At 68.3% G+C, this 24,754-nt stretch carries 19 protein-coding genes; 13 read left to right on the top strand and 6 right to left on the bottom strand.

Translation table 11 applies throughout. The features are described from left to right. Window positions 1–11: 11 nt before the first annotated feature. The gene (locus FHW78_RS20150) at window positions 12–1,256 is read right to left on the bottom strand and encodes a glycosyltransferase (RefSeq protein WP_183638896.1); all 1,245 of its coding nucleotides are present in this window, start codon (window positions 1,254–1,256) and stop codon (window positions 12–14) included. 143 nt (window positions 1,257–1,399) lie between these two features. Between FHW78_RS20150 and mrcB the strand changes: the two genes are divergently transcribed. Genes mrcB through tsaB form a run of 4 tightly spaced genes read left to right on the top strand, consistent with a single transcriptional unit; the run spans window position 1,400 to window position 7,144 of the window. Further along, complete coding sequence (gene mrcB / locus FHW78_RS06150; protein WP_183641175.1) at window positions 1,400–3,820, top strand: penicillin-binding protein 1B; 2,421 nt, start codon at window positions 1,400–1,402, stop codon at window positions 3,818–3,820. Next, window positions 3,817–4,422, top strand: a complete 606-nt coding sequence (locus FHW78_RS06145) for a tetratricopeptide repeat protein (protein ID WP_183638894.1) — start codon at window positions 3,817–3,819, stop codon at window positions 4,420–4,422. The genes mrcB and FHW78_RS06145 overlap by 4 nt, the downstream gene beginning before the upstream one ends. 2 nt (window positions 4,423–4,424) lie before the next feature. After that, window positions 4,425–6,422 (top strand): ATP-dependent DNA helicase, encoded by a 1,998-nt coding sequence (locus tag FHW78_RS06140; protein ID WP_183638892.1) that lies wholly within the window; start codon window positions 4,425–4,427, stop codon window positions 6,420–6,422. After that, window positions 6,419–7,144 carry a tRNA (adenosine(37)-N6)-threonylcarbamoyltransferase complex dimerization subunit type 1 TsaB gene (tsaB, locus tag FHW78_RS06135; RefSeq protein WP_183638890.1) on the top strand — a complete coding sequence of 242 codons (726 nt, stop codon included), beginning with the start codon at window positions 6,419–6,421 and terminating at the stop codon, window positions 7,142–7,144. The genes FHW78_RS06140 and tsaB overlap by 4 nt, the downstream gene beginning before the upstream one ends. 57 nt (window positions 7,145–7,201) lie before the next feature. Here tsaB and FHW78_RS06130 read toward each other — a convergent pair whose 3' ends face one another. After that, on the bottom strand, window positions 7,202–7,570 hold the full coding sequence (locus FHW78_RS06130) for a helix-turn-helix transcriptional regulator (RefSeq protein WP_183638888.1): 369 nt from the start codon (window positions 7,568–7,570) through the stop codon (window positions 7,202–7,204). Window positions 7,571–8,315: 745 nt separating this feature from the next. On the opposite strand from FHW78_RS06130, the gene FHW78_RS06125 reads away from it, so the two are divergent. Next, complete coding sequence (locus tag FHW78_RS06125) at window positions 8,316–8,471, top strand: hypothetical protein (protein WP_183638885.1); 156 nt, start codon at window positions 8,316–8,318, stop codon at window positions 8,469–8,471. A 53-nt stretch (window positions 8,472–8,524) separates the two neighbouring features. Then, complete coding sequence (locus FHW78_RS06120; RefSeq protein ID WP_183638883.1) at window positions 8,525–8,860, top strand: hypothetical protein; 336 nt, start codon at window positions 8,525–8,527, stop codon at window positions 8,858–8,860. A gap of 87 nt (window positions 8,861–8,947) precedes the next feature. Here the strand turns inward: FHW78_RS06120 and FHW78_RS06115 are convergent, their stop codons facing one another. Both FHW78_RS06115 and gshB read right to left on the bottom strand, forming a co-directional pair. Next, complete coding sequence (locus tag FHW78_RS06115) at window positions 8,948–9,823, bottom strand: TonB family protein (protein ID WP_183638881.1); 876 nt, start codon at window positions 9,821–9,823, stop codon at window positions 8,948–8,950. A 1-nt stretch (window position 9,824) separates the two neighbouring features. Then, window positions 9,825–10,772 (bottom strand): glutathione synthase, encoded by a 948-nt coding sequence (gene gshB, locus FHW78_RS06110; protein ID WP_183638879.1) that lies wholly within the window; start codon window positions 10,770–10,772, stop codon window positions 9,825–9,827. A 229-nt stretch (window positions 10,773–11,001) separates the two neighbouring features. On the opposite strand from gshB, the gene pilG reads away from it, so the two are divergent. The 7 genes from pilG (at window position 11,002) to FHW78_RS06075 (ending at window position 22,619) form a co-directional block, all read left to right on the top strand. Then, complete coding sequence (gene pilG, locus FHW78_RS06105; RefSeq protein ID WP_141455768.1) at window positions 11,002–11,403, top strand: twitching motility response regulator PilG; 402 nt, start codon at window positions 11,002–11,004, stop codon at window positions 11,401–11,403. A gap of 43 nt (window positions 11,404–11,446) precedes the next feature. Continuing rightward, a complete protein-coding gene (locus tag FHW78_RS06100) occupies window positions 11,447–11,980 on the top strand; it encodes a chemotaxis protein CheW (protein WP_141455769.1) in 534 nt (177 codons plus the stop codon). A 36-nt stretch (window positions 11,981–12,016) separates the two neighbouring features. Next, window positions 12,017–14,053: a methyl-accepting chemotaxis protein gene (locus FHW78_RS06095; protein ID WP_183638877.1), complete on the top strand. Its 2,037-nt coding sequence runs from the start codon at window positions 12,017–12,019 to the stop codon at window positions 14,051–14,053. A gap of 89 nt (window positions 14,054–14,142) precedes the next feature. Next, window positions 14,143–20,352: an Hpt domain-containing protein gene (locus FHW78_RS06090; protein WP_183638875.1), complete on the top strand. Its 6,210-nt coding sequence runs from the start codon at window positions 14,143–14,145 to the stop codon at window positions 20,350–20,352. After that, the gene (locus tag FHW78_RS06085) at window positions 20,339–21,646 is read left to right on the top strand and encodes a chemotaxis protein CheB (protein ID WP_343205536.1); all 1,308 of its coding nucleotides are present in this window, start codon (window positions 20,339–20,341) and stop codon (window positions 21,644–21,646) included. The genes FHW78_RS06090 and FHW78_RS06085 overlap by 14 nt, the downstream gene beginning before the upstream one ends. A gap of 13 nt (window positions 21,647–21,659) precedes the next feature. Next, complete coding sequence (locus tag FHW78_RS06080) at window positions 21,660–22,127, top strand: chemotaxis protein CheW (RefSeq protein WP_141455773.1); 468 nt, start codon at window positions 21,660–21,662, stop codon at window positions 22,125–22,127. 141 nt (window positions 22,128–22,268) lie between these two features. Next, window positions 22,269–22,619, top strand: a complete 351-nt coding sequence (locus FHW78_RS06075) for a hypothetical protein (RefSeq protein ID WP_183638873.1) — start codon at window positions 22,269–22,271, stop codon at window positions 22,617–22,619. Window positions 22,620–22,635: 16 nt separating this feature from the next. Here FHW78_RS06075 and FHW78_RS06070 read toward each other — a convergent pair whose 3' ends face one another. Then, window positions 22,636–23,373, bottom strand: a complete 738-nt coding sequence (locus tag FHW78_RS06070; RefSeq protein WP_183638871.1) for a 16S rRNA (uracil(1498)-N(3))-methyltransferase — start codon at window positions 23,371–23,373, stop codon at window positions 22,636–22,638. Beyond that, window positions 23,364–24,737 carry an adenosylmethionine--8-amino-7-oxononanoate transaminase gene (gene bioA / locus FHW78_RS06065; RefSeq protein ID WP_183638869.1) on the bottom strand — a complete coding sequence of 458 codons (1,374 nt, stop codon included), beginning with the start codon at window positions 24,735–24,737 and terminating at the stop codon, window positions 23,364–23,366. Before bioA ends, FHW78_RS06070 begins: the two co-directional genes overlap by 10 nt. Window positions 24,738–24,754: the final 17 nt, after the last annotated feature.

Genomic DNA, 24,754 nt, shown 5'->3' with positions numbered 1-24,754 from the left:
TTTGATCGGCGTCAGCGGATGGAGGTCGATGCCGGCGGGAAGGTGCGCAGGATGGCAGGCAGCATCGCTTCCTCGGAAAAATGGCGCCGAATGTTGGCCAGGCCGTGCCCGGACAGTCGCTGCCACAGATCCCCTTCCGCATGGAGCCGTTCAATCGCGGCGGCGAAACCGGATTCGTCATCCGCCAGCAGTACATCCTGGCCATCGGTCAGGTGCATCGCTTCGGCTGCGAGGGACGTTGCCACCGTGGGGAGTCCGTGGGACATGTACTGGTTGATTTTTCCCTTGACCCCGGCCCCGAAGCGCAACGGCGCCACACCCACGCGACAGCGCTCCAGCAAGGGGGACAGATCGGGGACGTGGCCATGCACCTGCACGTTCGCGGGAAGGCTGAGGCCGCCCAATGCTTCCTGCAGCCCAGCTCCCACCAGGTGGACATCGATCGCCTGCCTTTTCCCTTCGCCCAGTCGCGGCAGGATCCCGGAGACCAGCCAGCGCACTGCATCGGCGTTCGGCGGATGCCTGCCGCCGCCCACGAACAACACGCCGTGGCGCTGCGCGAAATGCGGGATTGTCGCGCGCGGTGCGTGAATGTTGGACACGATTTCGATCGTCGCGCCGGGCACGAGTTCGGCCAGCAGGTCGCGTTCCACTTCGCTGACCACCCAGGTCGTGTCCGCCCGGGCGATCTGCTCGAGTTCCTGTCGACGGGTCGCGCGCGCCGCACGCGCGAGCGCGGCCTTGTTCATCAGCTCGGCTTCGCGTCCTTCGCGCAGGAAATGCAGATCCACGGTATCCAGGATGCGTCGGGTCGTGGATGCGTGTTGCCGCAGGAGCGGGAACCAGTAGCGGGCCAGGTGATAGCGGCATGCCAGCACACCGGCATGGGGTGCGGAACGCAGCAACCGGCTCGCCGGCATGGAGGACCAGCTTCGGCCGAGGACCCGCACGCCCAATGCCCGCAACGCATCGGCATCCGTGCCTTCTTCCCGCCCGTCCTCCGGCAGGAAGTCGACGTCCAGGCCGGCCTCCCTCATCAGGCGCAGAATCGCCAACATGCGGACGGAACCCGAATCGCGATCCGGTCGCGGCAGACTTCCGTCGATGACCAGCAAACGATTTCGCGGGTCGTGGTCGGGGATCGCCAGACGGCGCGGCGCGACGGGGGAAGGGGGCGTCGGCGGATCCGATACCTGGCCGGCCCGCAGCCTGTCCAACAAATGGCCCATGCCCCTGGACGCCAGGGCAACGCGCACGCGGTGCAGCCTGGAAAGCAGCCGGTGCCAATGGAAACCTATCAGTGGGAGCACGGTTAGCTGGGCGGATACTGAATTGCGGGCGATCCGGATCCTGGCCGTTGCCAGGACTGGGGTAGACTGCCCGGAATTCCCATTGTCGCATCCCCGTGGCCCATACCGACTACGACGACGAAGACGATTACGAGTACGACGAGGACGACACCGAGGGCCGCCCGGCCTGGCGCCAGCGACTGATCACCTGGGGCCTGGCAGCCCTGGGCCTGGGGCTGGGATTCCTGATTCCGTATACGTTGTACCTGAACCACCAGGTCACCCAGCGGTTCGGGGAGCTGCGCTGGCAGGTCCCCACGCGCGTCTACGCGCGCCCGCTCGCGCTGGCGCCCGGGGTGGCGATGGATGCCCAGACGCTGAACACCGAACTGGCCGCCGCCTCCTACCGCGATGACGGCACCGGCAAGCTGCCCGGCACCTACGCCCGTGAAGGCGGGCGCTTCACCATTTCCAGCCGCGGCTTCATCGACGTGGACGGACAGGTGGCGCCACGCCGGGTCCAGGTGAGCCTGTCCGGCGGCCGGGTCGCCGGGGTGCGCGATCCCGATCGCCGGCAGAACCTGAAGGTGGCGCGACTGGATCCCGCCCGCATCGCGACCCTGTACGGCCAGAAGCAGGAAGAGCGCCGGCTGGTCCGGCTGAAGGAGGTTCCGCTGCTGCTGGTGACCGGCCTGCAGGCGGTCGAGGACCGCGACTTCAAGGATCACCACGGCATCGATCTCAGCGGCATCGTGCGCGCCATCTGGGTGACCCTGCGTTCCGGAGGCGAGACCCGCCAGGGTGCCAGCACCCTGACCCAGCAGCTCGCGCGCAGCGGCCTGCTCGGCATCGGCAAGGAAGTCACGCCCTCGCGCAAGTTCAACGAAATCCTGTTCGCGCTGATCCTGGAAGCGCGCTACGACAAGAGCACGATCCTGGAGGCGTACTTCAACCAGGTCTATCTCGGCCAGCGCGGCAGCCAGGCGATCCACGGCGTTGCCGCAGGCTCGGAATTCTGGTTCGGCCGCGACCTCAATTCGCTGACCACCGAGCAGGTCGCGCTGCTGATCGGCATGGTGAAGGGGCCTTCCCATTACGATCCGCGTCGCAATCCGGAGCGGGCGAAGGGACGTCGCGACTTCGTGCTGGGCAAGCTGCTGGAAACGAAGCTCATCGACGAAAAGGAATACAAGCGCGCGCTGGCCGCGCCGCTGGGCGTCACCCAGACCCCGGGCATGGCCGCCGCCAACCGTTTCCCGGCCTACGTGGATCTGGTCCGCCGGCAACTGGCGCGTGATTATCCGGAAAGCGCGCTGCAGGGCGCCGGCCTGACCGTGCTGACCGGCATGTCGCCGTCCGCGCAGGCCTATGCCGAAGGCGCGGTCACCCGCACCATCAAGGCACTGGAGAACAAGCGCCGGCCGCCGTTGCAGGCGGGCGTGGTGGTGACCGACGTGCACGACGGCGATGTGGTGGCGGTGGTCGGCAGCCGCGACGTGTCGCAGCCGGGCTTCAACCGCGCGGTGGAAGCGCAGCGTCCGGTCGGCTCGCTGCTCAAGCCGTTCGTATACCTGCTGGCGCTGGCGCAGCCGGACAGCTATTCGCTGGCCAGCTGGGTCGACGATTCGCCGGTGACGGTGCAACTGGGCAAGAATCGGCGCTGGACGCCGGGCAACGCGGACAATCGCAGCCATGGCACCGTGCGCCTGATCGACGCGCTCGCGCGCTCGTACAACCAGGCCACCGTGCGCATCGGCATGAAGGTCGATCCGGAACGGCTGGCCGAGCTGCTGCGCGTGCTGGCCGGGATCAAGGCCGACGCCAATCCCGCGTTGATCCTGGGTTCGACCGACCAGAGTCCGTATGCGATCGCGCAGCTGTACCAGTTCCTCGCGTCCGGTGGCGAAATCCAGCCGTTGCACGCGGTGCGCGGCGTGCTGGATCCCAACGGCAAGCTGCTCAAGCGCTACGACAAGACGCCCGCGCCCGCGCAGGAGGGCGATTCCATCGCCGCCAACCTGATCAGCGTGGCGCTGCAGGAAGTGGTCAGCAACGGTACTGGCCGGCGACTGCTTGGCGACGGTCTGGGTCGCTTGCAGTCGGCCGGCAAGACCGGCACCAGCAACGATGGCCGCGACAGCTGGTATGCCGGTTACACCGGCGATCACCTCGCGGTGGTCTGGATGGGCAACGACAAGAACGAACAGACCGGCCTGCAGGGCGCCACCGGCGGCATGCGGGTGTGGTCCAACCTGTTCGCGCGACTGCCCAGCGCACCGCTGAACGTGTCCGGAAAGGGTCTGGACTGGCAGTGGGTGATGGGTTCCAACACCACCGATCCCGGCTGTCCCGGTGCCCGCCAGTTGCCGTTCGTGGCCGGCTTCGCGCCCGCCTACAGCGCCTGTGTCATCGAGGCGCCGGTGGCGCCGGAAGAAGAGAGCGGCGGCTGGCGCAGCTGGTTCGGCCTGGATCGCAAGCCTGAAGAAGCCCCGCCCGCCGAAGACACTCCCCCGCCCGCATCACCGCCATGAAGATGAAGTCGTTTCCGCGCACCGCCATCCTTGCCATTGCCACGGTATCGCTGGCCGCCTGCGTCACCACGCCGCCCGAGCCCGAGGCGCCCGCCGTCGCGCTGCGCACGCCCGCGCAGATGCTGGGTGCGGTCCACAAGGCCGCGCAGGGCGGCGACGAGCGCGAACTGAACGTGCAACCGCTGCGCGATCCGGAGGTCGAGGATCTGCGCGATACCGCCGGCAAGGCACTGGCCGCGGGCGATGCCGCCGCCGCCGCCGCCGCGCTGGACAAGGCGCTGGGCATCGTCGCCGACGACCCGGCGGTGTTGCAGGAGCGCGCCGAGGTCGCGCTGGCGCAGGGCGAATTCGATCGCGCCGAGCAGTTCGCCGCGCGCGCCACCGCGCTCGGTTCGGCGGTCGGCCCGCTGTGCCGCCGGCACTGGGAAACCGTCCGCCAGGTCCGCGAACGCCGTCGCGAGCAGGTGGCCGCGCCGCTGAAGCGTCCCAACCAGGCGCAACTGGACGAACAGGCGGCGAAGCTCGCGGCGCTGGATCGCGCCATCGGCGAGGCCGGCCAGCAATTCGATGCCTGCACGGTGCCCGGCATCAATAGAATGTAAGGATGTCCCAGCTTGCCCAAGCCAGTTGCGAAGCCCTCAGCGAGGGCGGCGCCATGGCCAGCCGTCTCGATGCTTTCGTTCCCCGCGAGGCGCAATTGCGCCTCACCCGGGCCATTGCCGATGCCTTCGATCAGCGCGATGTGCTGATCGCCGAGGCCGGCACCGGCACCGGCAAGACCTTCGCCTATCTGGTGCCGGCGCTGCTGTCCGGGCTGAAGACGATCGTGTCCACCGGCACCCGCGCACTGCAGGACCAGCTCTATCACCGCGATTTGCCGCGCGTGCGCGACGCGCTGGGCATCGGGTTGAAGAGCGCGCTGCTGAAGGGCCGCGCCAACTACCTGTGCCGCTACCGGCTGGAACAGGCCAAGGGCGAGCCGCGCTTCACCTCGCGCGAACAGGTCGACCAGTTCCAACGCATCGTCGCCTGGGGCGGACGCACCCACTTCGGCGACATGGCCGAACTGGCGACGCTGCCCGACGACTCGCCGCTGCTGCCGATGGTCACCTCCACGGTGGACAACTGCCTGGGATCGGATTGCCCGTTCTGGGAGGACTGCTTCGTGGTGCAGGCGCGCCAGCGCGCGCAGGCGGCCGATCTGGTGGTGGTCAACCATCACCTGCTGCTGGCGGACCTGGCACTCAAGCAGGAAGGCTTCGGCGAAATCCTGCCGGGCGCGCAGGCCTTCGTGATCGACGAGGCGCACCAGTTGCCCGAACTGGCGGCCAATTTCTTCGGCGAAGGTTTCGGCATGCGTCCGCTGCAGGAACTGGCGCGCGATTGCCTCAGCGAGTGCAAGGACGTGCCCGGCGCGCTGGCCGCGTTGCAGGCGCCGGTGCAGCGGCTGGAACTGGCGCTGCGCGACTTGCGCCTGGCGATGGAGGGGTTGCCGGTACGCGGTACCCGCGAACGCGCGCTGGGCAAGATCGAGGTGAGCGAGGGTTTCGATCACGTGGTCGAAGCGCTGGCCGAGCTTTTCCAGTGCGTGGTCGGCATGGCCGAGGCGTCCATCGGTCTGGATGCCTGCGCCGCCCGCGCGCGCGAATTGTCCACGCGGCTTTCGCGCTGGCTGGGCGAAGGCGAGAGCGAGGCGATCCCCGGATTCGACGACGACGAACACGCGCATGACGCCGCCGGCGACGTGTTCTGGTACGAACTCACCCAGCGTGGTTTCCGCTGCCAACGCACGCCGCTGGACGTGTCCGCGCCGCTGCGCCAGCACCGCGAACAGTCGCGTGCGGCGTGGGTGTTCACCTCGGCCACGCTGGCGGTGGGCGGTCGCTTCGACCACTACGCCGAACGCCTGGGCCTGGAAGATCCGCCCACCCTGCTGCAACCCAGTCCGTTCGACTGGCCGCGGCAGGCGCTGTGCTACCTGCCCGGCAGCCTGCCGGATCCTGGCTCGCGTGATTTCGGCCGGGCGGTGATCGAAGCGGTCAAGCCGGTGCTGCATGCCTCGCAGGGGCGCGCGTTCCTGCTGTTCGCCTCGCATCGCGCGCTGCGCGAGGCGGCGGAACTGCTGCGCGGCGGTCCGTGGCCGCTGTTCGTGCAGGGCGAAGCGCCGCGCGCGCTGCTGCTGCAACGGTTCCGCGAATCCGGCAACGGCGTGCTGCTGGGCGCGGCCAGCTTCCGCGAAGGCGTCGACGTGGCCGGCGATGCGCTGTCGGTGGTGGTGGTCGACAAGCTTCCGTTCGCGGCACCGGATGATCCGGTATTCGAAGCGCGCCTGGACGCCATCCGCCGGCATGGCGGCAATCCGTTCCGCGACGAACAGCTGCCGCAGGCGGTGATCGCGCTCAAGCAGGGCGTGGGCCGGCTGATCCGCAGCGAGACCGATCGCGGCGTGCTGGTGCTGTGCGATCCGCGCCTGCTCGGCAAGTCCTATGGCCGGGTGTTCCTGGATTCGCTGCCGCCGTTCGCGCGCACCCGACGGGTGGAAGACGTGCAGGCGTTCTTTGCGCCAGAATCGGCGGGCCAGAGGGAAATGGATCTGTCATGAAGCTGCTTGCATTCGAGACCGCCACCGAAGCCTGTTCGGTGGCCCTGTATCTGGACGGCGAAGTGCGCGAGCGCTTCGAGATCGCGCCCCGCAGGCATGCCGAACTGGCGTTGCCCTGGGCCGATGCACTGCTGGCGGACGCCGGGGTGGCGCGGACCGAACTGGATGCCATCGCGATCAGCCGCGGGCCCGGCGCGTTCACCGGCGTGCGCCTGGCGATCGCTTTGGCGCAGGGCATCGCGATGGCGCTGGACCGGCCGATCGTTCCGATCTCCACCCTCAAGGTGGTGGCGGCGTCGCTGGTGCTGCCGTATGCCACCGAGCCGGTCGGGGCGAAGCAACGCATTCTAGCCGCCATCGACGCGCGCATGGGCGAGGTGTATGCCGGTGCCTTCATGCGCGATGGCGCGGATCTGGTGGCGCTGTCGGAAGAGACCGTGTCCGCGCCGGACGCGGTCGTGCTGCCCGACGAGGACGGCCGCTGGCATGGCGCCGGCACCGGCTTCGCCGCGCTCGAAGGCGCGCTGCAGGCACGCCTCCAGCCCTGGCTGGCCAGCGTGGATCCGCAGGTGCTGCCGCATGCGTCCGATCTGGCGCAGTTGGCATCGCTGGCTTATGCGCGTGGCGAAACCGTCGCGCCGGAGCGGGTGGAGCCCGCCTACCTGCGCGACAACGTCGCGCTGACGCTGGCCGAGCAGGAAGCCTTGCGGGCATCCAAGTAGGCAGGCGCGGCCGTCCCACATCCCGCCCGCGCGATGGCGCGGACGGGATGTCCCGCTTCATGCGCGGCGCTTGCGCGCATGGACCTCGACGACGTCCAGGATCAGCGGACGCTGCTGCTTCGGTGCCTCGCGGAACAACTGCAGCAGGGAGCGTTCGTCACTGTCACGGGCGAATTCTTCCGGGGCGGCGACCAGATGCGGAGATTCCTGATCGTCGTTCCCCGCGCCGCGCCCCGTCGCCAGCCATTCGAAGCTCACGCCGGTGAGTATCGCCAACCGGATCATGTGTTCGACCGTGGGCGTGACCTCGGAGTCGGACTCCCAGTTGGCGACCGCGCCGCGGGTAACGCCGATTCGCTCGGACAATTCCTGTTGCGACAGCCCGGCATTCTGGCGGGCGATACGGATGCGTGATGTGAGTTTCATGTCGTCATTCCAGCAGTGAAGGAGCAACGAGCGTAGTGCGCGCATTCGCATCGCTGCAACTAACATTGACTCTCACATTGCAAGTTGCGTTTGCGAGAATTGTTCGCCAACGGCTGTCCGCTGTTCCAGGTGAATGATCTTGCGAACGAATCGGGACGAATGCATCTGTTCGAGTGTTGCGCATTGATGGATTCAAGACTCACACGGTGAACTAGTGCAAGGAATCGCCCAATGTTAATTGACCGGGCTGAAGGTCGCGTATGAGAAAGGGGGCGCAGGAAATGCCCGGTGGAAAGATATCTGGATTTTCCTGTCCCGGACGCAGGGGGGGCGTCGTCTTTAGGAGTAAGGAAATGCGCGAACTTTCAGAGAGCGAAACGGCGGCGGTTGGAGGCGGATTCGCCCCGGTACTGGTGGCGATCGGAATTGCATTGCTTTCCGGATGCGCCACGACCGGCGGATTGCGGAAGGGGGAGGAACCTCCCGAATAAGTGGATCCGACTTCATGTCGATGACTGCCCCAGCCATGCATTCTGCATGGCTGGGGATACTTCCGTTCAGGTGATGAATGAATGTGTATCGGATGTTTTACCGAGGAGCTGGTTTCACTGCGCTGATCCTGGCCCTATGTCTGTTCGACGTTCTGCCGGGGTTACGGCTTCCAATGGTTGCTGGCTGCCTGATCGGACTGGGAATCTGTGCTGTCCTGGCGTTTGGATTCCGCCGGGCATGGAAAAGAGGCCGCGTGACCATTCCCCTGCTGGCTGGTGCGGCCTTCATCCTCGGTGGAGCGGCATTCGACATCTACGCGACGTTGCACCACTCACCGGATCTGGAACACGAAGCGAATCCGCTGCCAGGACGCTCCTGGATGAAGGATTGGCGCCGGCAACGGTGTTGATGCTGGGAGGAATTGGCCAAACCTGCCTTGTTTTCACTTCGCTCATGATCTGGATGAACCTGGTAATCCGGTTCAAATGGTATGAAGAAAAGATCGGGACATCGGAGAGATCCGGGCTGGCCGGCAGGATGCTTCTGGCGAACAGGATGTTTGGCGCCCCGGACAACGGACTGGCGTCCTTGCTGGGGATGCGCACGGATCCCGAAGTCCTGATCTGCGGGGTCGGATTCCTGATGCTGCCCCTGTATGCCTATCGCTGGTATCTGGGGCTGGAATGGTTCGGACTCGTTCCCATTTCCAGAATCGTCGTGCCCGTGTCGCTGGTGGTGCTTGCGCTCGCGGTGCAATTCATCTGGGCCACACGCGTGTCGCGCGCCTTCCCGGGTTGATCCATTGTTGGCTGGATGCAGCGGGTTGCCGCAGATCAGCGCTTCCGGACGCACGCTGAGGCGGCGGCGGGCATCGGCGGCTGGCGACTACTCGTCCCGTACTTCACCGCCGGGCAGGAAATTCCAGGTGCGGGTGACGTGCAGGATGTCGATGTGCTCGTCGGTTTCCGGCAGCGGCGGGAAGGGTTCGGCGAGGCGGACGATGCGCAGCGCGGTGGAGTCGAGCAGCGGGATGCCGCTGGACTGGATGATGCGGGTTTGCTCGATCGAGCCGTCGCGACGTACCGCCACGCTGATCACCAGCTGCCCGGCCAGCCGCTTGCGGCGCGCCTCGTCCGGATAGTTGAGATTGCCCACGCGTTCGGCGCGATCGACCCAGGCACGCAGGTAGTTGGCATAGGCGTACTCGCGGGTGCTGGCGGAGACGAACTTGCGCTTGGGCCGCTTGGCGTACAGCTCCGAGCGCAGGTGGATTTCGGCGGCCAGCCGCGCCATCTCGGCGTCGTGCTGGATCTTGCGCTCGCCCCGCGGCAGGTCGGGGCGTTCGATCGGTGGCGTCGATTCGGCCGGCGGCACCCGCTGCGCGCTGTCGCGGGTGGTGATGACGCGCGCCTCCGGCGGCGGTGCGGGCGCCGGCGATTGCGCGCGCAACGGCTGCGGCGCCAGCCCGGTCTCCTGCTGCGGCACCCAGCCGGCCTGGCTGTCGCGCGGACGCCTGGCCTTGTCGTGGTCGCCGCCGCCCTGCTGGTTGGCGGCGGCCAGGAAGTCGGCTTCCTTCGGGGTCAGCGGGGTCTGGGTCTGGCTGAGCACCACGTCCAGGGTGGGCACCACCGGCGCCGCCTCGTCCAGGCTGAAGCCCACGCCCAGCACCAGCATGCCGTGCAGGATCAGCGACAGCGCCAGGGTCGCGCCCAGGCGTTCGTTCTCGCCGACGCGGGGCGGGGCAACGGCAACCGCGTTCATGTCAGCCGGCCAGCTTGCGCTCGATGACGTCGAACAACTGCCCGGCGATGTTCAGCCCGAACTGGGCATCGAGCTCGCGCACGCACGTCGGGCTGGTGACGTTGACCTCGGTCAGGTAGTCGCCGATCACGTCCAGGCCGACGAACAGCATGCCGCGGCGCTTCATTTCAGGGCCGACCTGACCGGCGATCCAGCGGTCGCGCTCGCTCAGCGGGCGGCCTTCGCCGCGGCCGCCGGCAGCGAGGTTGCCGCGGAATTCGTCGCCTTGCGGGATTCGCGCCAGTGCGTAGTCCACCGGCTCGCCATCGACCAGCAGGACCCGCTTGTCGCCGTCCTTGATGCCGGGAATGAAGCGCTGGGCCAGGGCCAGGTGGCCGGGGCCGACCAGGGTTTCCAGGATCACGTTGGTGTTGGGATCGCCGGCGCGGACCCGGAAGATCGAGCGCCCGCCCATCCCGTCCAGCGGCTTGAGCACGGCTTCGCCATGCTCGTGGACGAAGGCCTTGAGTGCGGCCGGGTCGCGACTGACCAGGGTGGGCGGGCAGCACTGCGGGAACAGCAGCGCGGCCAGCTTCTCGTTGAAATCGCGTAGGCCCTGAGGATCATTGACCAGCAGGGCACCGGCGGCCTGGGCCACCGACAGGATGTGGGTGTCGTACAGGTACTCGCCGTCCACCGGGGGGTCCTTGCGCATCAGCACCACCTGGCCGGGGCCGAAGCGCTGGTCGACCGGTTCGCCGAGGGTGAACCAGCCGGCCTTGTCGTCCTTCACCGCCAGCGGGGCGGTGCGCGCCCAGGCCTCGCCGCCGCGCAGCGACAGCCCGCCCGGGACCACGTAGTGGAGCCGATGGCCGCGGCGCTGGGCTTCCAGCAGCATGGCGAAGGTGGTGTCCTTGGCAATCTTGATGGACCCGATGGGGTCCATGACGACGATGACATCGAACGGCATGGCGGGGAGGTGGCGGACCGGTGCGGAAAGTGCCGCGATGGTAGCAGGCCGCGCCCGTCGGGCCCGCCGGGAAGCCTGCGAGGCCAAGTGAGACGGAGTTCGCATCGCCGTGTTCAGCTGGGGCCTTTCCCGAGGCTCAACTTGACAGTCCGCCCCGGGGCTGGAATATAGGGGCATCGCAGCGACGCCGGTTGGTCAATGAAGCGTCGCGCGCACGGGGATTCCAGTAATGACGCAGAACGCTGACCGGGCCGGGGAACTCAATGGCCTCCGGGTCATGGTTATCGATGACTCGAAAACCATCCGCCGCACCGCGGAGACCCTATTAAAACGAGAAGGTTGCGAGGTGGTGACCGCGACGGACGGCTTCGAGGCCCTGGCCAAGATCGCCGACCAGCAGCCGCAGATCATCTTCGTCGACATCATGATGCCGCGGCTGGACGGTTATCAGACCTGTGCGCTCATCAAGAACAACCAGGTGTTCAAGAGCACCCCGGTGATCATGCTGTCCTCCAAGGATGGCCTGTTCGACAAGGCCCGCGGCCGGATCGTCGGATCCGAGCAGTACCTGACCAAGCCGTTCACGCGCGAGGAACTCCTCGGCGCGATCCGCGCGCACGTCAGCACTTGAGTGCCGTGACGCCGACTGCCACACCGCGCACTGGGAGCGGGACATGAGTCGTACGCCGTTCGATATCCTCGCAGAATACGAGCGCCGCAGCCTGGCGCATGCGGTCGTGCTGCCTGCCGTCGAGCAGGCGCCCGACCAATGGCGCGGGGTCGGCTACCGGGTCGGCCAGCGCCGGCTGGTGTCCAACTTCGCCGAAGTGGTGGAAATCGTGCCGCTGCCGCCGATGACGCAGGTGCCGGGCGCGCAACCCTGGCTGCTGGGCATCGGCAACCTGCGCGGCAACCTGTTTCCCGTTGTCGATCTCAAGCAGTTCCTGGAAGGCGAGCGCACCGTGCTGCACGAGGGGCAGCGGGTGCTGGTGATGCGCCAGCCGGGCGGGGATGTCGCCCTGACCATCGACGAGCTGTACGGACAACGCAGTTTCAATGAAACCCAGCGGACCGAGCCGGGGAGCCTGGCCGAGGGGCGTTACGGATATTTCGTCGACCGTGCGTATCACGGCGACGAGCACGATTGGGGGGTGTTCGCGCTGTCGTTGCTGGCGCGCACACCGGAGTTCCGACAAGCCGCGCTCTGACGCGGACGACAACTAGAAACAGCCAGGGGTTTGGAAATGAGCACTGCGGCGGATTCCCCCAACACCAGCAAGCTGGGCGGCCTGGGCAGCACGTCCTGGCTGGTCCTGCTGGTGATTGCGGTATTGCTGTTCGGCGCCAACACGGGCGTCGCCACCTGGCAGGGCAGCCGGTTGTCCGGCGCCAGCACCGGCGCATCGGACATGCGCGTACTGTCGCAACAGCTGGCCAACTACGGCCGCGAGGCAGTGGCCGGCAACGCCGATGCGTTCAAGGCATTCCGGACCACCAAGGAACGCATCGACACCACGGTCACCGAACTGGAAGGCCGGTTCGGCAAGGAAGGCGCCATCGTCGGACCGCTGACCCAGCTGAAGACGACCTGGGCGCCGCTGGACAAGAGCGCCGACCAGATCATCGCCAGCGAGGCAGCGGTGCTGGCCCTGTCCGGCAACGCCGATCGCTTCGCCGGCCAGGTGCCGCAGTTGCAGGCGCAGTTGAACGAGGTGGTGCGCGCGATGTCGGCCGGCGGGGCGCCGTCCTCGCAGATCTACAGCGCGCTGCAACAGGTCGTGCTGGCCGGCACGATGGCCCGTCGCGTGACCGAAATCCGCGCCGGCGGCGCCGGCGCCTCGATGGCCGGCGACGCGCTCGGCCGCGACGCGGTGCTGTTCGGCCAGGTGCTGGAAGGCCTGCGCAACGGCAACGCCGACCTGGGCATCGCCGCGGTCCGCAACGCAGGCGCGTTGTCCGCGCTGGACCAGTCGCAGGCGCTGTGGAACAACATGAAGAAGGATCTGGACGCGATCCTCGGCAGTTCGCGCAACCTGTTCGGCGCGCAGTCCTCGGCCGCGGCGCTGACCAATGGCGCCGGCAAGATGCTGGAGGACAGCACCCGGTTGTTCGAGGCGTTCACCGCGTTCGGTTCCGTGCGCGATACCCGCCTGTTCCCGAACTTCTGGATTTCGGTGGGTGCCGGCTTCCTGCTGCTGGTCTCGATCGGCGGCTTCCTTTTCAGCCTGTACCGCAATCGCCAGCGCGAACAGGAAACGCGCTACCAGACCCAGGTCGAATTCAACAGCCGCAACCAGCAGGCGATCATGCGGTTGCTGGACGAAATCAGCTCGCTGGGTGAAGGCGATCTGACGGTCAAGGCCTCGGTGACCGAGGACATGACCGGCGCCATCGCGGACGCCATCAACTACGCGGTGGACGAACTGCGCAACCTGGTGACCACCATCAACGACACTTCGGTGCAGGTGGCCGCCTCGACCCAGGAAACCCAGGCCACCGCGCTGCAACTGGCCGAAGCGGCCGGCCACCAGGCCGACCAGATCACCAACGCCTCCGAGCGCATCAACGAAATCGCGGTCAGCATCGACCAGGTGTCGCGCAACTCCACCGAATCGGCGGACGTGGCGCAGCGCTCGGTGCAGATCGCGACCGAGGGCGCCGGCGTGGTCCGCGAGACCATCCGCGGCATGGACCAGATTCGCGACCAGATCCAGGAAACCTCCAAGCGCATCAAGCGCCTGGGCGAGTCCTCGCAGGAAATCGGATCGGTGGTGGAACTGATCAACGACATTTCCGAACAGACCAACATCCTGGCCTTGAACGCCGCGGTGCAGGCCGCTTCGGCGGGCGAGGCGGGCCGCGGTTTCGCGGTCGTGGCCGACGAAGTGCAACGGCTGGCCGAACGCACCTCCGGCGCGACCCGCCGCATCGAGTCGCTGGTGCAGGCGATTCAGGCCGACACCAACGAGGCGGTCAGTTCGATGGAACAGACCACCGCCGAAGTGGTGTCCGGCGCGCGCCTGGCCGAGGACGCGGGCACCGCGCTGGGCGAGATCGAGCGCGTGTCCAGCGATCTCAACGACCTCATCAAGAACATCTCCGGTGCGGCCCAGCAGCAGTCGGCCGCGGCCTCGGACATCACCGAGACGATGGGCGTGATCCGCCAGATCACCTCGCAGACTTCGCTCGGCGCCAAGCAGACCGCCGATTCGATCGGCCACCTGGCGCAACTGGCGGCGGACCTGCGTCGTTCGGTCGCCGACTTCAAACTGCCGGGCTGAGGACGGAACGCACGGATGAAAGCCCGAATTTCCACCGCATGGCACCCGTCCCGGACGGGCTGCCGCTCGCTTGCTGACGGAGCGTGCCGATGAGCGCGTTGCGCGAGGCCATGAGCCATGCCGTCCTGGGTTGGGTCAAACCCGAGCTGGACGAGACGCTGCGCCTGGCGCGCGGCGAGATCGAGGCGTTCGTCGAGACCCCGACCGACGGCAGCCGGATGCGGTTCTGCGCCGGTTACCTTCACCAGGTCCAGGGCACGCTGCGGATGGTGGAACTGTATGCCCCGGCGATGGTCGCCGAGGAGCTGGAACAGCTGGCGCAGGCATTGCAGGAAGGGAACGTCACCGACCGCGAGGAGGCCTGCGCCACCCTGATGCGCGGCGCGGTATTGCTGCCGGACTACCTGGAGCGCCTGCAGGACGGCCATCGCGACATCCCGATCGTGCTGCTGCCGCTGCTCAACGAAATCCGCAACGCCCGCGGCGCGTCCGGATTGAACGAAAGCATGTTGTTCCCGCCGGGAACCCAGGCAGCCGAGGCGCCGCAGCCGAGCGCCGAGGAAATCGATCACGCGCGCAGCAGCATCAGCGGACGCAACCGCGAACTGCTCGACACGGTGGGCGGCGCGGTCAAGGAAGAACTGCTGCGGGTGAAGGACGCGCTGGATCTGCACCTGCGCACGCGCGGCGATGCCGCATCGCTGCAACAGCAGGTTGCCGAACTGGGCAACGTCGCCGACACCCTGGGCATGATGGGCCTGGGCGTGGCGCGCGATGTCGTGCAGCAGCAGCGCGACGCATTGCGCGACGTGGCCGAAGGCCGCCGCCAGGCCGACGAGGGCACGCTGCTCGACATTGCCGGCGCGCTGCTCTACGTGGACGCGTCGCTGGACGACCAGGTCGCGCGCCTGGGCGGCCCGGCCGACGAAGGCCAGCAGGATCCGAGCGCGGTCGAATCGCAGCGCACCGTCGAGGTGCTGGCGCAGGAGGCGATCATCAATTTCGCTTCGGCGCGCGAGAAGTTCGTCGCCTTCATCGAGACCAACTGGGATCACGCCGAACTGGCCGAAGTTCCGCGCCTGCTGGACGAGGTCGCCGGCGCGATGCGCATGCTGGAACTGGATCAGGCCGGCGACTACCTGCTGGGCGTGCGCCGTTACGTCAGCAACGAGCTGATCGGCAAGCGCCGCGTGCCCGGCGGACAGCAGCTCGACACGCTCGCCGACGCGCTGGCCAGCCTGGAGTATTACCTGGAGGCGCTGCGCGAGCGGCGCCCCAATCGCGACGACATCCTGGAAATCACCCGCAGCAGCCTGGAAAACCTGCGGTACTGGCCGTTGCCGGAGGAAGCTCCGGCCGGCGCGCCCATGGAGGAGCCGCAGGCGCCGGCGCAGCCGGAAACCGTGGCGCCGACGGCAGCCCTCACCGCGTCCATCGACGGCACCGATGAGCCGGCACATCCCTTCGACCCGGTGGGTTTCGAGTTCACCGAGGAAGCTCCGCCGGCGCCGAGCACGGTTCCCGTCAGCTGGGAACCGGTCGAACTGGAAATCGAATCCGATACCGCCGACGACGACGAACTCGCCGCGGTGATGGCCGACATCGACGCCGCGGCCAGCGCGCTGGCTCCGTCCGGTGACGGTCACGCCGTGCCGCAGGGCGCTCCGCAGGTACCGCACGCGCCGCCACCGGTCGCGGCGGTGACCGCGCTGGCCGGCGGGTTCGAAGTCGAGGGTGGCGACATCGACGACGAGATCCGGGAAGTGTTCCTGGAGGAGTTCGACGAGGAAATCGTCAATCTGCGCCAGCTGTTGCCGGCCTGGCGGATGGTGCCCGAGGATCTGGAACGGTTGCGTCCGATCCGCCGCGTGTTCCATACCCTGAAGGGCAGCGGCCGCCTGGTCGGCGCCAAGGCGCTGGGCGAGTTCAGCTGGAAGGTCGAGAACATGCTCAACCGCGTGCTGGACCGCACGCGCGCACCGAGCACCGCGGTGGCGGTGCTGCTGGAACAGGCTTGCGACGTGCTGCCGCAATTGAACGCGGCGCTGCGCGGACAGGCGCCGGTCAGCGCGGACCTGGAAGGCATCAAGGCCGTGGCCGATCGGATCGCGGCGGGCGAGGAAGCGTTCTACTCGAAGCAGGACGCGGCGGACGCCGAAGCCATCGAGGCGATCGAGGATGGCGAACCCGCGGCCCTCGGGCCGATGGTGGCCGCGGCCGCGGACAGCCGCAGCGCCGAACCGGAACCGGACTTCTCGGGTACGCCGGCTTCGGTGGACTCGGTCCTGCGGGAGATCCTGGAAGCGGAAGTCGCCACTCATCTGGAGACCGTCCACGGCTGGCTGTCGGCGGCGCGGATCGCGCCACAACCGGCGACCGAACCGCTGCTGCGCGCGATGCACACGATGAATGGCGCGTTCGCGATGGCGGACGTGCCCGAAATCATCGAGGTCACCGCACCGGCCGAGCAGTACATCAAGCGGTTGCTCGCCGTCGCCGGCACACCCGCGCCGGAAGGCGTGGACGCGCTTTCCGACGCCGCCGCGGCGATTGCCCGCAGCATCGACGCACTCAACAGGCCTTCGCCGCGCATCCCGGTGTTCGCGGCGCTGTCCGCGCGCCTGGCCGCCCTGCGCGACACCCTGCCCGACGTGCGCGCAGGCGCCCAACTGGTCAACGACAGTGCCCAGGGCACCTATGTCGAAACCGTGTCCGGCACCGCGGGCCCGGCACCGCTGGAAGACGTGCAGTTGGCGCCGCACGATCTGTCGCGCTTCATCGAGCCTGCGCAGGCCGACGCGCTCGGCGTCACCGGCTGGCGTGACGCGACCGGAACAGCGGCAACGACGGACGCAGGCGACGTGCAGGAGACCGGGGCGTTGCCACCGGTGGAAGCGGGCGAGCCGCTTGCGCCTGCAGCGCTCGATTCCGCAATGGTCGATTCGACCTCCTCCGAAGTCGCCCCGTCCGAAGGCGCGCCGGAGGCGTCGGTCGCGGATGCCACCGCGGCGGCGCAGGCCGCCAGCACCATCAACTTCTACGATGTGCACGACGTGCGCACCTCGTATGTCTATACGCCCTGGTCCGATGCCGGATCCGTCCCCGCGATCGATGCGGCGTCCGGTTCCGCCGATGATGCGACGCCGGCTGCCGAGCCTGCACCGGAAACGACGGTCGAGACAACGGCCGGGCTTTCCGGCGATGCGCTGGTGGTCGAGGAGATTGGCCTCGACGCGACGGATGGAGAGGTCGGCGAGGAAATCGCGCTCGACGATGCCACGACCGTTGGCGATACCGCGAGCCTGGACGACGCGCTGGTATGGGAAAGCGTCACGCTGGTCGAGGAAGCCAGCGTCGAGCCCGCGTCCCCTGTGTCCGCCGCGCGCGACGACGCCGACGAGCCGGATGGTCGGGAAGAAGACACCGTTGCTTCCCTGGATTCGGAAATCACGCCCGTGGAAGTGGAAGCTTCCGCCGCCGACGCATTCGTCACGGAAAGCGCCGGCCAGCCAGGGCCGGAAGCGGATGGAGAACCGGTTTCCGCTGCCGTCGACGTTGAAGTCGCCGACATTGAATCGGAGGCATCTTTCGCCACGCCGGAGATCGGCGCGGGCGACGAACCGACGTCCGACCTCGAAGCCGGCGACGCCGGTTTGATCGCCGCCGGATTGGCCGAAGCGGAACCCGAACCGGAACAAGAACCGGAACCGGATCTGGCGGAAGCCGGATTTGCGGAAACCGAAGCCACCGAAGCCACCACCGCGACCGAAACCACCTTCGATGCGGCCGTGATCGAGGCGGAATCCGAAGCCCTGCCCGCGGCCGGGCCGGCCCCGGAACACGTGGAAGCGGAGACCGCAGGTGCGGACGCGGATACGTCGCCGGCGCCGGCGGCGTTCGAGACCGCCGCTGCGGCGGAAGACGCGGTACAGGCATCCGCCGAGGCTGCAGCCATGGAAGAACAGCCCGAAGACGCGCTCGATCTGACCGGTCTGGATCTGGATCTGGTCGAGATTTTCGTCGAGGAAGGCAACGACCTGCTCGACCATTCCGACGACCTGCTGGCCAGGCTGCGCGAAACGCCGGAAGACCGCAGTCTGGTGACCGGCCTGCAGCGCGATCTGCACACCCTCAAGGGTGGCGCGCGCATGGCCGGCATCCACGCGGTCGGCGATCTGGGCCACGCGATCGAATCGATGCTGGAATCGATCGTGGCCCAGCGCACCGAACTGGATCGGCGCGGCGTGCAACTGCTCGAACGTGGTTTCGATGCGTTGCACGAACAACTCAAGCGGGTGTCCGCGCGTCGCGCGGTCCGCCTGCCGGAGGGGCTGATTGGCGAATTCGTCGCGCATGCGCGCGGGCTGGAGCCGCCCGCCGGACCCGAACGCGTGGTCGAGCCGGCGCCCGCGCCGGTCACGCTGGCGCCGCTGTCGGCACCGGTCGAGACCGAATTCGCGCAGGACGAGGAGTTCTTCCCCCATAGCCAGCAGGAGCAGGTACGCGTACGCGCGGATCTGCTGGACCGTTTGGTCAACCACGCCGGCGAAGTGGCGATCTACCGCGCCCGTCTGGAGCAGCAGCTCGGCGCGTTCCGCGGCGCGATGGCCGAACTGGAGCGCACCAACATCCGCCTGCACGACCAGTTGCGTCGCCTGGACCTGGAGACGGAGGCTCAGATCGTCGCGCGCTACCAGCGCGAGCAGGATCACCAGGACGCCACCTTCGACCCGCTGGAGCTGGACCGCTTCTCCACCCTCCAGCAGCTCAGTCGCGCGCTGGCCGAGTCGGCCGCCGACATCAGCGGCCTGCAGGGCGTGCTGGACGATCTGGCGCGCAACTACGACAGCCTGCTGCACCAGCAGTCGCGCGTGAGTTCGGAACTGCAGGACGGCCTGATGCGCGCGCGCATGGTGCCGTTCGAAGGCATCGTGCCGCGCCTGCGGCGCGTGCTGCGCCAGGCGGCGGCCGATACCGGCAAGCAGGTCCGCCTGTTGCTGGAAGGCACCCACGGCGAAATGGACCGCAACGTGCTGGAGCGCATGACCGCGCCGCTGGAACACCTGCTGCGCAACTCGGTGGCGCATGGCCTGGAGTCGCCCGACAGGCGCACCAAGGCGGGCAAGCCGGAGGAAGGCACGGTGCAGGTCCACCTGCGCCGGGAAGGTTCGGAAATGGTGCTGAGCGTCCGCGACGACGGCGCGGGCCTGAACCGTACGGCGATCCGCGAGCGCGCCGAACAGCGCGGCCTGCTGCAGCCGGGCGCGGCCATCGACGACATCGATCTGGATCGGTTGATCCTGGAGTCGGGTTTCTCCACCTACGACAGCGTCAGCCAGTTGGCTGGACGCGGCGTCGGCATGGACGTGGTCTACAACGAAGTGCGACAGCTGGGCGGATCGCTGGACATCGCTTCGCGCCAGGGCGAAGGGGCGGAGTTCACTCTGCGCCTGCCGCAGACGCTGGCGGTGACCCAGGCCGCGTTCGTGCAGATCGGCGAAACCCAGTTCGCCGTGCCGGTCGCCTCGGTCAGCGGCATCGGTCGCATCAGCCATGCGCGCTTCGAAGCCGGCGAAGGCGGTTACGTCTACGGCGGCGAGGAGTACACCCTGTACAACCTGGGTCACCTGGTCGGCCATGCGCCGGCGCGCGCCGAAGGCGAGGCGCAGGTGCCGCTGCTGCTGATCCGCGCCGGCGACATGCGCGCGGCGGTGGCGGTGGATCAGGTGCTGGGCAACCGTGAAATCGTGGTCAAGGCGGTCGGTCCGCAGCTGGCCTCCATCCCCGGCATCTACGGCGCCACGATCACCGGCGACGGCAGCGTGGTGGTCATCCTGGACATCGCACCGCTGGTGCGTCGCCACCTGGCCCAGCCGCAGCAGCCGGCGTCGGCGGCACCGGTGCAGGAGCAGCGCCGCGTGCCGCTGGTGATGGTGGTCGACGACTCGTTGACCATGCGCAAGGTGACCGGTCGCGTGCTGGAGCGCCACAACTTCGAGGTCACCGCCGCGCGCGACGGCGTCGAAGCGCTGGAGAAGCTGGAAGACCGGGTGCCGGACCTGATGCTGCTGGACATCGAGATGCCGCGCATGGACGGCTATGAACTGGCGACCGCGATGAAGGCCGACCCGCGCTTCAAGGACGTGCCCATCGTCATGATCACCTCGCGTACCGGCGACAAGCATCGCCAGCGCGCGTTCGACATCGGCGTGCAGCGCTACATGGGCAAGCCGTACCAGGAACTTGATTTGATGCGCAACGTCTACGATCTGCTGGGAATCGCCCGTGTCCGCGAATGAGGTCAAGCGCGTCGCCTTGCTGGCCCGCTCCGGGCCGGCGCGGGAACGCCTGCGCAGCGCGCTCAACGAGGTGGGCGCGGACATCGTGCTGGAAGACGATCCGGCGGCGATCGATGCGCAGACGGTGACCGACGCGGCCCCCGAAGTGGTGCTGGTGGCGCTGGAGCCGGCCATCGAGGACAGCCTCGCCCGTTTCGATGCCGTGCTCGACGATCCGGCGATCGCCGTACTGTTCGAGGAGGCCGAACTGGCGGCCCGCCGCGATGGCTGGGAAGCACGGCGCTGGGCACGCCACCTGGCGGCCAAGATCAACGGCCACGACGATGTGCTGCCACCCGGCCGCGAAGAGGATGCATCGCTTGCGCTGGAACCGGGCCTGCCGCCCACGCCCGCGCAGATGCACGCCGATGCCGCGATCGAACCGCACGTGCACGAGGCGGTGGATCGCGCCTGGGAACTTCCCGACGACGACTTCGCCTACCGGCCGCCATCGGCGGCGGCCCAGTCCGCGGTGGTCGACGCGGACGAGTGGCTGCGCGGCGCGGCGCCGAAGGAAGAACTTCCCGCGGAGACTCCATTGCCTCCGCCGCGTCCGCCGGCCATCGAGCCGGTCTGGGATCTGGCGCTGGAGCCGGTCACCACCGAACCCGCGCCTTCCTCCCCGGCATCGCCGTCCGTCCCGCCGTCGTCGCTGGACGGGAACCCGGCCCCGTCGAAGTGGGAACTGTCACTGGAACCGCTGGAGCCGACCGCGGCGGGCGGCGGTCCGCGCACGCCCGGCGCGGTGCTGGTGTTCGCCGGCATCGGCGGCCCGGATGCGATACGCAAGCTGCTGGCCGAGCTGCCGCCCGATTTCGGCCGTCCGCTGGTCATCCACCTGAAGCTGGATGGCGGACGCTATGACAACCTGGTGCGGCAGATGGCGCGCGTCTCGACGATGCCGGTGATGCTGGCCGAGGCCGGGCACGCCGCCGAGGCCGCGCACGTCTATGTGCTGCCCGGCGATGTCGGCATCGGCGTGGAGCAGGACGCGATCGATTTCCGTGCCCATGGCGAACTCGAAACCGCGATCGCGCAGTTGCCGCCACGCGATAGCGCGGTGCTGCTGCTGAGCGGCAGCGACAGCCAATGGGTCAACGCGGCCTGGGCGTTGAACGCGCAGGGCGCCTGGGTCGCCGCGCAGGCGCCGGAAGGCTGCTACGACCCGACCGCGTCGCACGCATTGGCGGCACGCGGCGGAACGCTGGCGACGCCGGTCGAGATGGCCAGGCAACTGGCCGAACGCTGGATCTGAGGAGAATTCCCGCATGGCACATTCGAACGACGAGATCCGTGGCGTATTGGTACAGAGCGGCGATGATCGCCTGCTGTTGCCCAACGCGACGATCGCCGAAGTGCTTTCGCGCGCACCGATCATGCCGATCGAGGGTGCGCCCGCCTGGCTGGCAGGCGCCATCGACTGGCACGGCTGGCGGGTGCCGCTGGTCGCCTTCGCCCGGCTGACCGGACTGGGCGGCGAAACGGCGCAGGCCAACAACAAGATCGTGGTGCTGAAAGCGTTGGGCGGTCGTGCCGAGCTGCCTTACTACGCGCTGCTGACGCCATCGTTCCCGCGTCTGGTCTCGGTGCCGCGCGACGGGCTGCTGGCCGACGCGACCGAGGAAGAGCTGCCGGCGGGCGTGCAGGTACGCGTGCTGCTCGGCGACGAGGTCGCGATCCTGCCGGACCTGCAACTGGTCGAGGATCGCATCCACGAGGCGCTGCAGGCGGCCTGAGCGCACACCCGTTCACGCCGTTTCCACCGCGCTGAACTTGCGCTGGCGCGGCGACACGCATTCACGCCCGGTTTGCGGCGGCGGTGACAGCGTGATCGCGCTGCCAAGCGCAGCTTGTCCACCGCGAAACGGGAGGCCGTCATGAAAGCCTGGATCCTTCTTCCCCTTTGGCTGCTGGCCGCGCAGGCCGTTGCCCAGCAGGCATCCCCGCAGCCGGTGCGCACCGAATCGCTGACCGCCTATCACGGCGGCGGCCAGAGCCGTCAGCTGCAGGAGCAGAGCGGCCCGGTCACCGTGCGCTGGGGACAGCCGGAAGCGCTGCCCAACGCCGCCGATTACCGGGTCACCGTGACCGATCTCGATCGCAACGGCGATGGCGTGGTAAGCCGCGACGAAGTGCCGGAGGGCCACGCGCTGGCGAGCGAATTCAAGCTGGTCGATCGCAACCACGACGGCCGCATCAGCGCCGAGGAACTGGCCGCCTGGCGATGAGACGCGTGACTCGCGCCTAGGCGAGATCGCCGAAACGCGCCTGCAAGGCCGCGATCGCGGCCAGGCCGGCGGTTTCCGTGCGCAGGATGCGTGGCCCCAGCCGCATGCCCTGGAATCCGGACGCCAGCAGGATCTCGCGATCACGCGGCGACCAGCCGCCCTCCGGCCCGATGGCGACGACAACGCCGGCGTCGGGCGGCAAGGTCATCGCGGCGAGGGACAGCTCGCCGACCGGATCCAGCAACAGCCGCAGGTCGGACGCCGCGCACGCCTGCGCCGCCTGCATCAGCCCGGCCGGCGGCGCCAGTTCCGGTACCCGGCCGCGGCCGCTCTGCTCGCAGGCCGACACGATCACGCTGCGCCAGTGCGCCACCCGCTTGTCCAGGCGTTCGGCATCCAGCTTCACTTCGGTGCGCTCGGCGTTCACCGGCTGGAACCGGGCGACGCCGAGTTCGGTCGCCTTCTGCAGGATCAGATCCATCTTCTCGCCGCGGGCGATGCCCTGGATCAGGGTCAACCGCAGTGGCGATTCGCGATCGACCGGCAGCGCGGACAGGATTTCGGCGCGCACCTCGCGCTTGCTCACCTCGACCAGGCGGGCTGCGTAGTCATGGCCGTCGCCGTTGAACAGCACGCACTCGTCGCCTTCGCGCAGGCGCAGGACCCGGCCGAGATGGTTGGCTGCGGACTCCGGCAGCGCGAAGGTCCGCGCCGGCGCCAGCGGCAGGTCGACGTGGCAACGGGTCAGGCGCATGCGATGGCTTCCTCGATGGCGGCGCGGGTGGTGGCAGCCAGCAGTTCGAGCTGCGCCTCGTCCACGCAATAGGGCGGCATCCAGTACAGCACGTCGCCGAGCGGCCGCAGCACCACGCCGCGGGCCAGCGCCGCGCGGTAGGCGTGCAGGCCGATGCGCCGACCGGATTCGAACGGATGGCGGCGATCGCCGTCGCGGGTCAGCTCGATCGCCAGGATCATGCCGGCCTGGCGCACGTCGGCGACCCAGGGCAATTCCTTCAGCGGCGCGGCCAGCGCCGCCATGCGGCCGGCGGTGGTCCGATTGCGGGCCAGCACGTCATCCTGGGCGAAGATGTCCAGGCTCGCCAGCGCGGCTGCGCAGGCCAGCGGGTTGCCGGTGTAGCTGTGCGAGTGCAGGAAGGCGCGTTCGCGGGAATCATCGAGGAACGCGTCGTAGATCGCCTGCGTGGCCAGCACCGCGGCCAGCGGCAGGAAGCCGCCGGTCAGGCCCTTGGACAGGCACAGCAGATCCGGCATGACGCCACTCTGTTCGCTGGCGAACAGGGTGCCGGTGCGACCGAAGCCGACCGCGATCTCGTCGGCGATCAGGAACACGCCGTGCGCATCGCAGAGTTCGCGTGCGCGTCGCAGATAATCCGGATGATGCATGCGCATGCCGCCGGCGCACTGCACCCGCGGCTCCAGGATCAACGCGCAGATTTCACCGGGGTGGCGGTCGAGCAGGTCCGCCAAGGCATCGGCCGCGCGCGCGGCGACATCGGCGTCGCTCTCGCCCGGTTCGGCCTGCCAGGCGTCGGGCGAGGGCGTGAACAGCGCTTCGGCGAGCAGCGGCGCATAGATGCGCCGGTACAGCGGAATGTCGCCGACCGCCAGCGCCCCCAGGGTTTCGCCGTGGTAGCCGTTCTCCAGCGCGATGAACTTCGTCCGCCGCGCCTCGCCGCGATTGTGGAAGTAGTGGAAGGCCATCTTCAGGGCGACTTCCACCCCGGCCGAACCGTTGTCGGCATAGAACACTTTCGCCAATGGCGCACGTCCGGGTTGCCGCGGCGCCAGCGCCAGCAGGCGCTCGGCCAGTTCCACCGCGGGCGGGTGGCTGAAGCCGGCCAGGATCACCTGTTCCAGTTGCCCGGCCTGGCGTGCGATGGCAGCCGCGATGCGCGGTTCGGCATGGCCGAACAGGTTGGTCCACCAACTGCTGACCGCGTCCAGATAGCGCCGTCCGTCTTGGCCGATCAACCAGGCGCCTTCGCCCCGGGCGATGGGAACCAACGGCAAGGTATGGGGATGCTCGCGCATCTGGGTGCACGGATGCCACAGGACCGCGAGATCGCGCGAACGCCAGGCGTCGGCCTCTGCTAGCATTCGGGTTTCATGATTCG

Origin of the sequence: Pseudoxanthomonas sp. OG2 (assembly GCF_014192765.1) — a bacterium.
In the GTDB taxonomy this organism is placed as follows: Bacteria; Pseudomonadota; Gammaproteobacteria; order Xanthomonadales; family Xanthomonadaceae; genus Pseudoxanthomonas_A; species Pseudoxanthomonas_A beigongshangi.
This window is presented reverse-complemented; position numbering and strand designations above follow the sequence as displayed.